We start from the raw sequence: 12,809 nt of genomic DNA, 5'->3' as shown, positions 1-12,809 counted from the left end.
TTTTTAAACGGGTAGTATTTAAGTAAGCATCAAAAATATACTATTTATAGAGCATAATTCTTTCTTTTGAAAAATAATGCTTTACGAAATTGATTTTTCTTATCTGTTTTTACAATAAATGAATTATCTGTTAGTTAAAATAGAAACGTTTTTTGATGCTAATTAAAAACTCTAATGAAAAAACGTACTTCTCATTCACTTATTATACTAAATTTGCCAACCTTGATGACTTTTTCAATGGTGCTAGAGTAGATTTTTAAAATTTAAAGAATAAACTATGAATATTAAAAAACATATCCCCAATCTAATTACATTACTCAACCTTTTTTCGGGTTGTATTGCCTTGGTTTTTGCTTTTAACCAAGACTTTGAAATGGCCTTTTATTTTGTTTGTCTCGGAATATTTTTAGACTTTTTTGATGGCTTCTTTGCTCGATTGTTTCAAGTTTCCAGTCCACTTGGTTTGCAATTAGATTCTTTAGCAGACATGGTTACTAGTGGAGTAGTACCAGGTTTAGTGATGTTTCAAATGATGATCAGTCATTCATCACCTCTGGTTGCTGGACATCTGCAGATTTTTCCTTATTTAGGATTCATCATTGCTTTAGGATCATGTTACCGTTTGGCTAATTTTAATATTGATACTCGTCAGACCGATTCATTTATTGGTTTGCCAACACCCGCAAATGCCCTTTTTATTTTAAGTTTACCATTGGTATTGAAATATGCTGAATCCTTATTCGTTATTGAATTGCTGACAAATCAATGGTTTTTATTGGTAATTACTTTACTAAGCGCTTATATGCTAAATGCAGAAATACCATTATTTTCTTTAAAAATAAAGAAGTTTAGTTTTAAAGAAAATGCGATTCAGATCGTCTTTTTAATATTGTCGCTGTTGTTGTTAATTTTCTTTCAATACTTAGGAATTCCTTTATTGATTCTTCTATACGTTTTGCTTTCAGTAATAAATAATAAAGTGCTCAAAAATTAGTTTGAATGGTAAAAAAAGTTGTTCGAAAGAGAACTGCGGCAGTCCGTAAACCTCAGAAAAAAACGAGTGTTTTTTCTGTAAAGTTTTTGCGGTATATCCTTGTAGCTTGCCTGTTAGCGCTAGTAATTGGTGTTGGTTTTCATTATCGCAATGGTTTTGCTTACTATTTAGGTTTTAAATCAAATAAAATAACCAAAGCAAATAGCGAAGAAAAACGAATTTCTGACGTTCGAAACTTTCAAGTTTTAGAGAAACACGAAGGCAAAAGTATCGGTATTGATGTTTCTGAGTATCAGGGAAATATAAATTGGTCGGATTTGGGTGTTTTAGAGAAAAAATATCCCTTAGATTTTGTTTTTATCCGTGCTACAGTGGGTAAGGACCGACAGGACTATCAGTTTAAAGAAAATTGGATTGGTGCCAAAGCTAATAAAATGATTCGAGGAGCTTACCATTATTACCGTCCAAATGAAAATTCATTAGAACAAGCCGAACTTTTTATTACCACGGTACGCCTTCAAAAAGGAGATTTGCCACCCGTTTTAGACATAGAAAGATTGCCTAAAAACCAATCTATTACTAATCTTAAAATTGGATTGAAAAGATGGTTAAAAGCGGTAGAGGCGCATTATGGAGTAAAACCTATTATTTATACAGGCGAGCGTTATTATGATGATTTTTTGAAAGAGGAGTTTTCCGATTATCTTTTTTGGATTGCAAATTATAACTTTTATAGAGAAGAAATTGGGGCCGATTGGCTTTTTTGGCAATTTACAGAGAAAGCAACACTGCCCGGTATTAAAGGGAATGTTGACGTAAATATCTATAATGGAGATTTAAAACAGTTACAATTTATTACCGTAGATTAGGTTTTATTTATTAAAAGTGGCTAGGCTAAGAATAAGTAGTAATAAAATCAAAATTGCACTAACTGACATTGGATTAGCAAAGTTAATTGTCCAACCCATCCATTGAATTCTTTTAGGTGGAAAAATACGTTTGTCCTCTTTATTATAATAAAAAATTCCCAAAATCCAATTAGAAGGATCTTGATGCCACTGTCTTTTAGTTTCTTCTGAAGGTTCGTTTTCTGAATTCATAAAGTGGAAGATATAACGGTTATTAATAAAAATTGAACACTAGAACTCTAGTTTTTTCTTTCTCAATTCGAAATTTTGTCCTAGATAAACACGACGTACCATTTCATCTTCTACCAGTTCTTCTGGAATTCCAGCCTTCAAAATTCCACCTTCAAACATTAAGTAAGTTTTGTCTGTAATAGCCAAAGTTTCTTGTACGTTGTGGTCTGTTATAAGAATTCCTATGTTTTTATTTTTTAACTGAGCTACAATACGTTGAATGTCTTCTACGGCAACAGGATCAACACCTGCGAATGGTTCGTCTAATAATATAAATTTAGGATCTGTAGCAAGACAGCGAGCAATTTCTGTACGACGGCGCTCTCCTCCAGAAAGTAAATCGCCACGGTTGGTGCGAATATGCTCTAAACTAAACTCGTCTATCAAGCTTTCCATTTTTGCAACTTGTTCCGCTTTAGATAATTTTGTTAGTTGTAAAACACTAAGGATATTGTCCTCAATACTTAATTTTCTAAAAACAGAAGCCTCTTGTGCAAGATATCCAATTCCTTGTTGGGCTCTTTTGTACATTGGATAATCTGTTATGTTGAGATCATCCAAATAAATATTACCGGAATTTGGTTTTACTAGGCCAACAATCATATAAAAAGAAGTGGTTTTTCCGGCACCGTTAGGACCTAAAAGCCCAACGATTTCCCCTTGATTTACTTCTACCGAAATGCCTTTTACAACACTACGTCCTTTATAAGTTTTAATTAGATTTTCGGCTCTTAATTTCATGTTTTTAGGTTTAATCGTTAACTAAAAACCAAAGAAACGAAATTCGCTTCTTTGGTTTTAGTTTTTAACTTCAATTTTTGAATTTTCTACGGAAAAAATTTTCTAATTATTTTCTAATGCTTCCCAAAATTCATAGGCTCTTCTTAAATGAGGCACCACTATAGTTCCACCCACAAGAGTTGCAATTCCCATAGCTTCCATCATTTCTTCTTTGGTAACGCCTTCTTTAAAACTAGTTTCTAAATGATATTTTACGCAATCATCACAACGTAAAACGGCTGAAGCTACTAATCCTAGTAATTCTTTTGTTTTTACATCTAATGCGCCTGCTGCGTATGCATTGGTGTCTAGATTAAAAATTCTTTTTACAATTTTATTATTGTCTGCCAATAATTTTTCGTTCATCTTTGAACGGTATTCATTGAATTCTTCTATTATATCAGCCATTTATTTTGTTTTTATTTTTTACTACTATTTTAGAGATTATGATACTTGCTTCATAAATGATAAGCATAGGTATTGTTACGATTACTTGACTTACTACATCTGGAGGGGTAACAATTGCAGCAACGATTAAGATGACAATTACGGCATATTTCCAATATTTTCTTAAAAATTGTGGAGTTACAAGTCCTAATTTAGTCAAGAAATAAATGATAATTGGTAATTCAAAAAATAAACCACAGGCAATAACACTGGTTTTTACCATTCCAATATAGGAATCTACGCTAAATTGGTTTTTTACAACATTACTTATAGTAAATGTGGCAAAGAAATTAACCGACATAGGCACTATCACAAAATAACCAAATAATACACCTAAAAAGAAAAGTAAAGAGGATGAAAATATAAATAATTTTGCATTTTTCTTTTCTGCTGTATATAAAGCTGGGCTGATAAATTTCCAAACTTCCCATAATATGAATGGAAATCCAAGAATGAATCCTGCCGTAATACAAGTCCAAATCAAAACATTGATCTGACCTTCCATATTCGTATTTTGAATGATAAAGGGCATTTCAGTTACGCATATTGTTTCACCAAAACCCAATTGGTTGGATAAGTCACAAAAAAAGCGATAAGTCACAAAATTGGGACTTGTAGGCCCAAAAATGATCACATCAAAAATATAATCACTTACAAAAAAAGTGAAAGTGGCCAAAATTAATATGGCAATTGTGCTTCGAACCAATAACCATCTTAATTCTTCAAGATGGTCTAAAAACGACATTTCGTTTAAGTTTTTTTTAGCCATTATACGATTCCTTCTTTTAAAATATCATGTAAGTGTAATACGCCTTTGTAATCCCCATTATCTACTACTACTAATTGAGTAATAGAGAAATCCTCCATTATGTTTAATGCTTCCACAACCATAGCTTCAGATGTTGTTATTTTTGGATTGATTGTCATAATGTCTTTTGCAGTCAAATCAGCAAAAGTATCTCTGTCATTTAACATTCGCCTAATATCACCATCAGTTATAATGCCTATGACCTTATCATTTTCGACTACTGCAGTAACTCCTAATCGTTTTTCTGAAATTTCAAAAATCACTTTTTTTATAGAAGCTTCTGGTGCAACCATAGGTTTTAAGCTGTGTTCTAACATGTCTTTTACGCGTAGTAAAAGTTTTTTTCCTAAAGCGCCTCCTGGATGATAAACAGCAAAATCTTCTGGTTTAAAATCGCGCATTTCCATAAGACAAACAATAAGCGCATCACCCATTACTAATTGTGCCGTGGTGCTATTTGTAGGAGCTAAGTTGTTTGGACAAGATTCTCCATCTACTGTAGTATTTAATACAATATCAGAACCTTTGGCTAAAAACGAAGTCATGTTTCCCGTTATTGCAATAAGTGTGTTTCCAAATCTTTTTAATAAAGGAACTAATACTTTTATTTCTGGACTGTTACCGCTTTTTGAAATGCAAATAATTACATCTTCACTTTGAATCATGCCTAAATCGCCATGTATAGCTTCGGATGCGTGCAAAAAAAGTGATGGAGTGCCAGTAGAATTGAATGATGCAACCATTTTTTGTGCAATAATAGCACTCTTTCCTATACCCGTTACTACTAATCTTCCTTTAGAATTGTAGATTTTTTGTACGGCCTCTATAAAGTTTGCATCCACAAAGTCAGCTAGTTTGGCTATAGATTCACTTTCAGATAGGATTGTTTTTTTGGCGCTAGCCAATATATTTTCTTTAGTAATCAAAACAGAATAATTAAAATTTGTATGTGTAAAAGAAATTTGTACCTTTAGGTGTTGCAAATTTATACAAAATACCACATAATCAAGAATGAATCCAAACGAAATTGACATACATAAAGAATTAAAGAAGTATTTTGGCTTTAGCCAATTCAAAGGATTGCAGGAACAAGTCATAAAAAGTATACTGAATCAACAGAATACCTTTGTGATTATGCCTACTGGAGGCGGTAAATCACTTTGTTATCAATTACCAGCTTTAATTCGAGAAGGGACTGCAATAGTAGTTTCTCCTTTGATTGCTTTAATGAAAAATCAAGTCGATGCCATCCGAAGTTTGTCCTCAGAAAACGGAATTGCGCACGTTTTAAATTCTTCCCTTACCAAAACAGAGATTGCTCAAGTAAAAAGAGACATTACTTCTGGATTGACAAAGTTGCTTTATGTAGCACCAGAATCGTTGACTAAAGAAGAGTATGTGAGTTTTCTTAAAAATGTAACGATATCTTTTGTAGCAATTGACGAAGCCCATTGTATTTCGGAATGGGGACATGATTTTAGACCAGAGTATAGAAATCTAAAACATATCATTAAACAATTAGGAGATGTTCCTATTATTGGTTTAACCGCAACTGCTACTCCAAAAGTTCAAGAAGATATCTTGAAGAATCTAGATATGACTGATGCGACAACTTTTAAAGCCTCATTCAATAGACCTAATTTATATTACGAAGTACGTACCAAAACAAAAAATATTGAATCGGATATTATTCGTTTCATCAAACAACATAAAGGCAAATCAGGAATTATTTATTGCTTGAGTCGCAAAAAAGTAGAAGCAATTGCAGAGGTTTTACAAGTCAATGGAATAAGTGCTGTTCCTTATCACGCTGGATTGGATGCTAAAACTAGAGCCAAACATCAAGATATGTTCCTGATGGAAGATGTAGATGTTGTTGTGGCTACTATCGCATTCGGTATGGGAATTGATAAACCAGATGTGCGTTTTGTAATTCATCATGATATTCCAAAATCATTAGAAAGTTATTACCAGGAAACTGGTCGTGCAGGAAGAGATGGTGGTGAAGGGCATTGTCTTGCCTATTACTCTTATAAAGATGTAGAAAAGCTAGAAAAATTCATGTCTGGCAAACCTGTTGCTGAACAAGAAATAGGTTTCGCTTTATTGCAAGAAGTGGTGGCTTATGCCGAAACTTCGATGTCAAGAAGAAAGTTTTTACTGCATTATTTCGGAGAAGAATTTGACGACATAACTGGCGAAGGTGCCGATATGGATGATAATGTTCGCAATCCGAAAACCAAAATTGAAGCTAAAGATCAAGTCGTAAAATTATTACAAGTTGTACGCGATACCAAACATTTATATAAATCAAAAGAGGTTGTATTTACCTTAATAGGACGCGTAAACGCAGTTATAAAGGCACATAGAACAGATGTTCAATCTTTTTTTGGGTGTGGAGCAAGCTATGATGAAAAGTATTGGATGGCATTGTTAAGACAAGTTTTAGTTGCTGGATATTTATCTAAAGATATTGAGACTTATGGAATTGTGAAAATTACAGATAAAGGATTAGACTTTATTAAAAACCCGCAATCTTTTATGATGTCTGAGGATCACGAATACAACGAAACGGTTGACGAAGCTATTGTTACTGCTTCTAAATCATCGGCAATTGCAGATGAAGTTTTGATGGGTATGCTTAGGGATTTAAGAAAAAAAGTAGCTAAGAAAGTGGGTGTTCCTCCGTTTGTAGTTTTTCAAGATCCTTCATTGGAAGATATGGCATTGAAATATCCTATTTCTCAAGAAGAAATGATTAATATTCATGGTGTTGGAGAAGGTAAAGCTAAGAAATATGGAAAAGAATTTCTAGAGTTAATCAGTCGCTATGTTGAAGAAAATGACATTATAAGGCCAGAGGATCTAGTTGTTAAGTCAACTGGAGTAAATTCTGTAAACAAGCTTTATATCATACAAAATATAGATCGTAAATTACCTCTTAATGATATTGCTTCTGCAAAAGGGATCAATATGGATGCTTTAATCAAAGAAATGGAGCAAATTGTTTATTCAGGTACAAAACTGAATATTAAATACTGGATTGATGATATGCTTGATGAAGATCAGCAAGAAGAAATTCATGATTATTATATGGAATCGGAGTCTGATAGCATTGAATCAGCGTTGAAAGAATTTGATGGCGATTATGATCTTGATGAATTGCGATTAATGCGTATCAAGTTTATTAGTGAAGTGGCAAATTAAGATATCATATTATATAAAAAAAACCAAATTTAAACATTATATCATGTTGAAATTTGGTTTTTTTTTGTTGCATATTATCCTTCATAAACTTCTCCTCGATGTGGTTTCAAAGTGTCACGAACAGCAATCATATTTTCTTCATTTACTACCATAAAGGCAATAGCAAACATTTCGTTGATTATTTCAAAACCCGTAATATCTAACGGAAATTTTTCAATGGCGATGTATTCTTTTAAATGAATTTCATGGTGCTCAGCTGTTTTTGAGGAAGCAGGTCCACGGAAATCCCAAATTAATTTTATTTTTCGAGACATATTTATAGGAATTATATAAGTTGTTATGTTTTAATTGCCAAAGTTACAAAGTCTATTTTAAAAAAGCATTTCTCATTCAATAACTAATTTCACTTCAAAATACTACTTTTGTACTTTGTTTTCAATTTTTGAATAAACTGATTGAGAAATAAAGATTAAAAAATAAAAAATGCCACAAGAACTTCTTTTACAAGTTACTCCCGAAATAGCAGCCAACGAATTGTTGCTGAAAGACTATTTGGCGAAACATATTAAAGTTTCGGTCAATGAAATTCAGCATGTCTCTATTTTGAAGCGTTCCGTAGATGCACGTCAGAAATCTATAAAAATAAATTTAAAAGTATCGGTTTATTTAAAAGGAGAACCTTTTCATGAAACTGAATTTAGGCTTCCTGATTATAAAAATGTTTCTAATGCGCAAGAAGTAATCGTTGTTGGAGCAGGTCCAGCTGGATTATTTGCTGCTTTACAGTTAATAGAACTTGGGCTTAAGCCAGTTGTAATTGAACGAGGCAAAGAGGTTCGCGGTCGCCGTCGTGATCTAAAAGCTATTAATGTAGATCATGTGGTAAATGAAGATTCTAATTATTGTTTTGGTGAAGGTGGCGCAGGTACCTATTCTGATGGAAAATTGTATACGCGCTCTAAAAAACGAGGTGATGTCACCCGAATTTTAGAATTGTTTGTAGCTTTTGGTGCTACTCCAGATATTCTAGTAGACGCGCATCCGCACATTGGAACCAATAAGTTACCTCAAATTATTCAAGATGTTCGAGAGAAAATTATTGAATTTGGTGGGCAAGTTTTATTCGAAACTAGGTTAACAGATATTTTAATTAAAAATAATGAAGTGCAAGGAATAGTTACTCACAAAGGAGATACTATTCTAGCTAATAAATTAATTCTTGCAACGGGACATTCTGCTCGTGATATTTATGAATTATTAGATAAAAAGAAAGTATTCATAGAAGCAAAACCTTTTGCATTGGGAGTAAGAGCGGAGCATCCACAATCCTTGATTGATAGTATTCAGTACAGTTGTGATTATCGTGGCGAGCATTTGCCTCCAGCTCCATATTCTATTGTGAAGCAGGTTAATGGTCGTGGGATGTATTCTTTTTGTATGTGTCCGGGAGGTGTTATAGCGCCTTGTGCAACAAGTCCGGGTGAAGTAGTTACGAATGGTTGGTCTCCATCTAAAAGAGATCAGGTTACGGCTAATTCCGGAATTGTAATCGAATTAAAATTAGAAGATTTTAAACCTTTTGCTAAATTTGGTGCTCTTGCTGGAATGGAATTCCAAAAAAGTATTGAGCAAAAAGCATGGTATTTAGCCGGTGAAACTCAAAAGGTACCAGCACAACGAATGATCGATTTTACTCAAAACCGAGTGTCTTCAGATATACCCAAAACATCATACGTTCCTGGAACTACATCTATAGAAATGGGACAAGTTTTTCCTGGTTTTTTAACTCAAATTTTAAGAGAAGGCTTTACAGAATTTGGCAAATCAATGCGTGGATATCTTACAAACGACGCCGTTCTTCATGCGCCAGAATCTAGAACTTCATCACCGGTGCGTATCCCAAGAGATATTTATTCGTATGAACATTTACAAATAAAGGGGTTATATCCGTGTGGAGAAGGAGCAGGTTATGCTGGCGGTATCATATCAGCGGCTATAGATGGTGAAAAATGCGCTTTAATGATTGCTGCCACTTTAAAGAAACAATAGAATTAACTAAAAACGAATTTCTTTTAAAAGTAAATTTGTTAAATAAAAAGTATAAAAAAACCGTCTTACTGTTTTGTGAGACGGTTTTATTCGTTTATTTCTTTTTGTTTTTTAATCGATCTTTGAATAATTTTTCAAATTTCTCTATTTTAGGCTGTATCACTAATTTGCAATAAGGCTCACTTTTATTGTTAGCATAATAGTTTTGTTGATAATTTTCTGCTTTGTAAAATTGTTTGAAAGGTTCTAATGTGGTTACAATGGGACTATCGTAAACTTTTGCTTTTTTGAGTGCATTTATTATAGATTGAGCTGCAAGTTTTTGTTCTTCGTTTTTATAAAAAATAGCAGATCGATATTGAGTTCCTACATCAGCACCCTGACGATTGAGTGTTGTTGGATCGTGTAATGTGAAAAAAACATTGAAAATTTCATCTAAATTAGTGGTGTTTTTATCAAAGGTAATTTGTACAACTTCTGCATGACCGGTTTTTCCAGTGCATACTTCTTCGTAAGTTGGATTTACAGTTGTTCCTCCAGCATATCCTGAAACAACTGATTTCACTCCATCTAAGTTTTCATAAATAGCTTCAACACACCAATAGCAACCACCAGCTAAAGTAATGGTTTCAATAGAAGATTGTTTTGTGTTTTTATCGGAGTTATTTTTCTGTGCAAACAAACTTGAGCTCGCAAGCACAACTAATAGCAATAGCTTTTTCATATTATTTAGAATCAGGTACAAAGTCAAGTGCAATAGAGTTCATGCAATATCTTTTTCCGGTTGGTTCCGGTCCGTCATCAAATAAGTGACCTAAATGTCCGTGGCATCTTCCGCAAAGCACTTCTGTTCTTTGCATTCCTAAGGAATTGTCATTTTTAAAAACCACACTATTTCTGTTTTCTTGCTCAAAGAAACTTGGCCACCCACAAGTGCTAGAGAATTTTGCGCCAGAGCGAAATAATTTGTTGCCACAAGCTGCGCAATAATAAGTTCCTTTATCATCAGTGTTCCAATATTTTCCAGTAAATGGTCTTTCTGTATCGGCATTGCGCGATACTTCATAAACGTCTTCTGGTAAAACTTTTTTCCATTCGGCATCCGTAACTTTTAGTTGCGTTGTATCCGTGTTAGAATAATAAGGGTTTCCTGGTTTTTTGATCGTATTTTCCATAGTTATACTTTTTTTTATATCTTTTTGCTTTGCAGATGTTTGGCCACAAGCAGTGAACATGAATAAAGGAAGCAAAAATAAGAGACTTAAAAAATGGGTTATTGTTTTCATAATTATTGTATTGTTGATTTTAAAATTAGCAGAGTTTATCTCTAGTATTTGTTTTAGAATTCATTCGTGCTAACGCTTACTTTAATACAAATGTAAAGCCTTGCTCGGTTTTTATAACCCTCTCGCTTTGTAATTTAATAATGATTTAAGTAAGGTTTAACTATTTCTATTTACGTCTAAAGACTTGTTTTGGTTTTAGAAATAATAAAAAAGTAGTTGTTGTAGAACTGTTTTACTCTTATTGATATTATTATGGTTTCTATTAAACTCAAAAATGGTAGGATATTTAGTTTTTTTAGAAAATGGTACTTTAAATTAATCTTCTAATTTAATAGGTAATAGTACTGTTTTTCAATTCGTGTCATGATGCAGTTGTTGTTGCGGCAAATTTAATTTGTTGTGTGTTTTATAATAGATTTAGTTTTAAGAAGTATGGGATAATTCGAGAATTAATTGAATGAAATATTTGTTCAACTTGAACAAAATGAAACAGAACGTTAAAGCCTAGATCCCTAATTTTCTTTTTTGTATTTTTGGCAGGAAATACATTTATATGACAGAAGAAAACGTAATCTTAGTTAATGAAAATGATGAGCAAATAGGATTAATGCCTAAGCTTGAGGCGCATGAAAAAGCAGTTTTGCATCGTGCCTTTTCTGTTTTTGTATTGAATAGTAAAAACGAAATCATGTTGCAGCAACGTGCACATCAAAAATATCATTCTCCTTTATTGTGGACAAATACCTGTTGTAGTCATCAACGCGATGGGGAAACAAATATTCAAGCAGGAAGCAGACGTTTGTTTGAAGAAATGGGTTTTAAGACAGAACTTAAAGAGCTTTTTCATTTTATTTACAAAGCTCCTTTTGATAATGGTTTAACCGAGCACGAATTAGATCATGTCATGATTGGCTATTATAATGATACTCCTGTAGTTAATCCAGAAGAAGTAGAAAACTGGAAATGGATGAAAATTGAAGAGGTTAAAACAGATATGTTGACTCATCCTGAATTATACACCGTTTGGTTTAAAATTATTTTTGACGAGTTTTATCATTTTCTAGAAGAAAATAAAAGTCCTTTGTCAATAGAAGAAAGATTCTAAAACAGCTAATTTATTCTAAAATATGAAAGTTACTATTTCAAGAAAAGCACACTTTAACGCGGCACATAGATTACACAGGAAAGATTGGACTTTCGAACAAAATGATGCTGTGTTTGGTAAATGTAATAATCCTAATTTTCATGGACATAACTACGAATTGATCGTTAGTGTAACAGGTGCTATAGATCCTGAAACGGGTTATGTTATGGATGTCAAATTTTTGAGCGATATAATCAAAGAAGATGTTGAAAATCAATTTGACCATAAAAATCTAAATCTTGATGTTCCAGAATTTAAGGATTTAAACCCTACTGCTGAAAATATAGTAGTTGTAATTTGGGATAAAATTAGAAAAAGAATAAAACCAGAGTTTGATTTAGAAGTAGTTCTTTATGAAACTCCTCGTAATTTCGTAACGTATAAAGGAGAATAATGGAGTTAAAAGTAGGAGATAAAATTCCGCATTTTACAGCAAAAGATGCGAATGGAGTAGATTTTGATAGTAATTCTATAGTAGGTAAAAAACCTTTAGTTATTTATTTTTACCCAAAAGATAATACGCCAGGATGTACTACTCAGGCCTGTAGTTTTAGAGATCAATACGAAGATTTTAAAGACCTAGGTGCTGAAGTTATAGGAATCAGCAGTGATAGTTCAGCTTCCCATCAAAAATTTAGTAGTCAATACAAATTGCCGTTTATTCTTTTGTCTGATTTAGATAAGAAAATAAGAAAATCATTTGGTGTTCCTTCTGGGATGTTTGGTTTGTTGCCAGGAAGAGTTACTTATGTAACGGATAAGGACGGAATTATTCAAATGATTTTTGATAGTATGTTAGCCGCAAAACACATTCCTAAAGCATTAGCAGCAATCAAAAAATTAGTATCCTAGACATATAATGTATTAGCAATATTGACCGCTAAAGCTTTCTCGAACTTATTCGATTTATAATAATTGAATCAAATAGTATTGGTTGAATTTAAGATTGATTTTG

The 12,809-nt window shown here is 32.8% G+C and carries 15 protein-coding genes; 7 read left to right on the top strand and 8 right to left on the bottom strand.

Annotation, left to right across the window (positions count from 1 at the left end; genetic code table 11):
* Positions 1-277 precede the first annotated feature (277 nt).
* Together MW871_RS05915 and MW871_RS05910 are read left to right on the top strand one after the other, a co-directional pair.
* A complete protein-coding gene (locus MW871_RS05915) occupies positions 278-994 on the top strand; it encodes a CDP-alcohol phosphatidyltransferase family protein (protein ID WP_248427925.1) in 717 nt (238 codons plus the stop codon).
* A 5-nt stretch (positions 995-999) separates the two neighbouring features.
* A complete protein-coding gene (locus tag MW871_RS05910) occupies positions 1,000-1,863 on the top strand; it encodes a glycoside hydrolase family 25 protein (protein WP_248427924.1) in 864 nt (287 codons plus the stop codon).
* A gap of 3 nt (positions 1,864-1,866) precedes the next feature.
* Here the strand turns inward: MW871_RS05910 and MW871_RS05905 are convergent, their stop codons facing one another.
* From MW871_RS05905 to MW871_RS05885, 5 genes are all read right to left on the bottom strand, one after another.
* Positions 1,867-2,094, bottom strand: a complete 228-nt coding sequence (locus tag MW871_RS05905; protein WP_188050059.1) for a DUF5808 domain-containing protein — start codon at positions 2,092-2,094, stop codon at positions 1,867-1,869.
* A 39-nt stretch (positions 2,095-2,133) separates the two neighbouring features.
* Positions 2,134-2,874, bottom strand: a complete 741-nt coding sequence (gene lptB / locus MW871_RS05900) for an LPS export ABC transporter ATP-binding protein (RefSeq protein WP_188050060.1) — start codon at positions 2,872-2,874, stop codon at positions 2,134-2,136.
* 102 nt (positions 2,875-2,976) lie between these two features.
* Positions 2,977-3,321 (bottom strand): carboxymuconolactone decarboxylase family protein, encoded by a 345-nt coding sequence (locus MW871_RS05895; protein WP_188050062.1) that lies wholly within the window; start codon positions 3,319-3,321, stop codon positions 2,977-2,979.
* Positions 3,314-4,129, bottom strand: a complete 816-nt coding sequence (gene tatC, locus MW871_RS05890; RefSeq protein WP_188050063.1) for a twin-arginine translocase subunit TatC — start codon at positions 4,127-4,129, stop codon at positions 3,314-3,316. The genes MW871_RS05895 and tatC overlap by 8 nt, the downstream gene beginning before the upstream one ends.
* On the bottom strand, positions 4,129-5,094 hold the full coding sequence (locus MW871_RS05885; RefSeq protein WP_188050283.1) for a KpsF/GutQ family sugar-phosphate isomerase: 966 nt from the start codon (positions 5,092-5,094) through the stop codon (positions 4,129-4,131). The genes tatC and MW871_RS05885 overlap by 1 nt, the downstream gene beginning before the upstream one ends.
* A gap of 85 nt (positions 5,095-5,179) precedes the next feature.
* Here MW871_RS05885 and recQ point away from each other — a divergent pair, with 85 nt between their 5' ends.
* Positions 5,180-7,375 (top strand): DNA helicase RecQ, encoded by a 2,196-nt coding sequence (gene recQ, locus MW871_RS05880; RefSeq protein ID WP_248427923.1) that lies wholly within the window; start codon positions 5,180-5,182, stop codon positions 7,373-7,375.
* 74 nt (positions 7,376-7,449) lie between these two features.
* Here the strand turns inward: recQ and MW871_RS05875 are convergent, their stop codons facing one another.
* Positions 7,450-7,689: a hypothetical protein gene (locus tag MW871_RS05875; protein WP_188050067.1), complete on the bottom strand. Its 240-nt coding sequence runs from the start codon at positions 7,687-7,689 to the stop codon at positions 7,450-7,452.
* Between the two features lie 169 nt (positions 7,690-7,858).
* On the opposite strand from MW871_RS05875, the gene MW871_RS05870 reads away from it, so the two are divergent.
* A complete protein-coding gene (locus MW871_RS05870) occupies positions 7,859-9,424 on the top strand; it encodes an NAD(P)/FAD-dependent oxidoreductase (protein WP_248427922.1) in 1,566 nt (521 codons plus the stop codon).
* 94 nt (positions 9,425-9,518) lie between these two features.
* On the opposite strand, the gene msrA is transcribed toward MW871_RS05870, so the two are convergent.
* Both msrA and msrB read right to left on the bottom strand, forming a co-directional pair.
* Positions 9,519-10,148 carry a peptide-methionine (S)-S-oxide reductase MsrA gene (gene msrA / locus MW871_RS05865; RefSeq protein ID WP_248427921.1) on the bottom strand — a complete coding sequence of 210 codons (630 nt, stop codon included), beginning with the start codon at positions 10,146-10,148 and terminating at the stop codon, positions 9,519-9,521.
* 1 nt (position 10,149) lies between these two features.
* Positions 10,150-10,710, bottom strand: coding sequence for a peptide-methionine (R)-S-oxide reductase MsrB (msrB, locus tag MW871_RS05860; protein WP_210645604.1), 561 nt, complete (start codon positions 10,708-10,710; stop codon positions 10,150-10,152).
* Between the two features lie 553 nt (positions 10,711-11,263).
* On the opposite strand from msrB, the gene idi reads away from it, so the two are divergent.
* The 3 genes from idi to MW871_RS05845 are packed head-to-tail and all read left to right on the top strand — an operon-like array spanning position 11,264 to position 12,706.
* Entirely contained in the window at positions 11,264-11,815 is a 552-nt protein-coding gene (gene idi / locus MW871_RS05855) for an isopentenyl-diphosphate Delta-isomerase (protein WP_248427920.1), read from the top strand.
* Between the two features lie 22 nt (positions 11,816-11,837).
* Positions 11,838-12,248 carry a 6-pyruvoyl trahydropterin synthase family protein gene (locus tag MW871_RS05850; protein WP_188050077.1) on the top strand — a complete coding sequence of 137 codons (411 nt, stop codon included), beginning with the start codon at positions 11,838-11,840 and terminating at the stop codon, positions 12,246-12,248.
* Positions 12,248-12,706, top strand: coding sequence for a peroxiredoxin (locus MW871_RS05845; RefSeq protein WP_188050079.1), 459 nt, complete (start codon positions 12,248-12,250; stop codon positions 12,704-12,706). Before MW871_RS05850 ends, MW871_RS05845 begins: the two co-directional genes overlap by 1 nt.
* The last annotated feature ends 103 nt before the right edge of the window (positions 12,707-12,809 follow it).

The sequence above is a fragment of the Flavobacterium pygoscelis genome (assembly GCF_023162025.1).
Classification (GTDB): domain Bacteria; phylum Bacteroidota; class Bacteroidia; order Flavobacteriales; family Flavobacteriaceae; genus Flavobacterium; species Flavobacterium pygoscelis.
Note: the sequence above shows the minus strand (reverse complement) of the source record. Positions and strands in the feature narration are given on the sequence as shown.

Bases quoted from the DNA above. Each gene is read 5' to 3' on its own strand.
- MW871_RS05915 (WP_248427925.1), top strand. From the start codon at position 278: ATGAATATTAAAAAACATATCCCCAATCTAATTACATTACTCAACCTT.
- MW871_RS05910 (WP_248427924.1), top strand. From the start codon at position 1,000: ATGGTAAAAAAAGTTGTTCGAAAGAGAACTGCGGCAGTCCGTAAACCT.
- MW871_RS05905 (WP_188050059.1), bottom strand. From the start codon at position 2,094: ATGAATTCAGAAAACGAACCTTCAGAAGAAACTAAAAGACAGTGGCAT.
- lptB (WP_188050060.1), bottom strand. From the start codon at position 2,874: ATGAAATTAAGAGCCGAAAATCTAATTAAAACTTATAAAGGACGTAGT.
- MW871_RS05895 (WP_188050062.1), bottom strand. From the start codon at position 3,321: ATGGCTGATATAATAGAAGAATTCAATGAATACCGTTCAAAGATGAAC.
- tatC (WP_188050063.1), bottom strand. From the start codon at position 4,129: ATGGCTAAAAAAAACTTAAACGAAATGTCGTTTTTAGACCATCTTGAA.
- recQ (WP_248427923.1), top strand. From the start codon at position 5,180: ATGAATCCAAACGAAATTGACATACATAAAGAATTAAAGAAGTATTTT.
- MW871_RS05875 (WP_188050067.1), bottom strand. From the start codon at position 7,689: ATGTCTCGAAAAATAAAATTAATTTGGGATTTCCGTGGACCTGCTTCC.
- MW871_RS05870 (WP_248427922.1), top strand. From the start codon at position 7,859: ATGCCACAAGAACTTCTTTTACAAGTTACTCCCGAAATAGCAGCCAAC.
- msrA (WP_248427921.1), bottom strand. From the start codon at position 10,148: ATGAAAAAGCTATTGCTATTAGTTGTGCTTGCGAGCTCAAGTTTGTTT.
- msrB (WP_210645604.1), bottom strand. From the start codon at position 10,710: ATGAAAACAATAACCCATTTTTTAAGTCTCTTATTTTTGCTTCCTTTA.
- idi (WP_248427920.1), top strand. From the start codon at position 11,264: ATGACAGAAGAAAACGTAATCTTAGTTAATGAAAATGATGAGCAAATA.
- MW871_RS05850 (WP_188050077.1), top strand. From the start codon at position 11,838: ATGAAAGTTACTATTTCAAGAAAAGCACACTTTAACGCGGCACATAGA.
- MW871_RS05845 (WP_188050079.1), top strand. From the start codon at position 12,248: ATGGAGTTAAAAGTAGGAGATAAAATTCCGCATTTTACAGCAAAAGAT.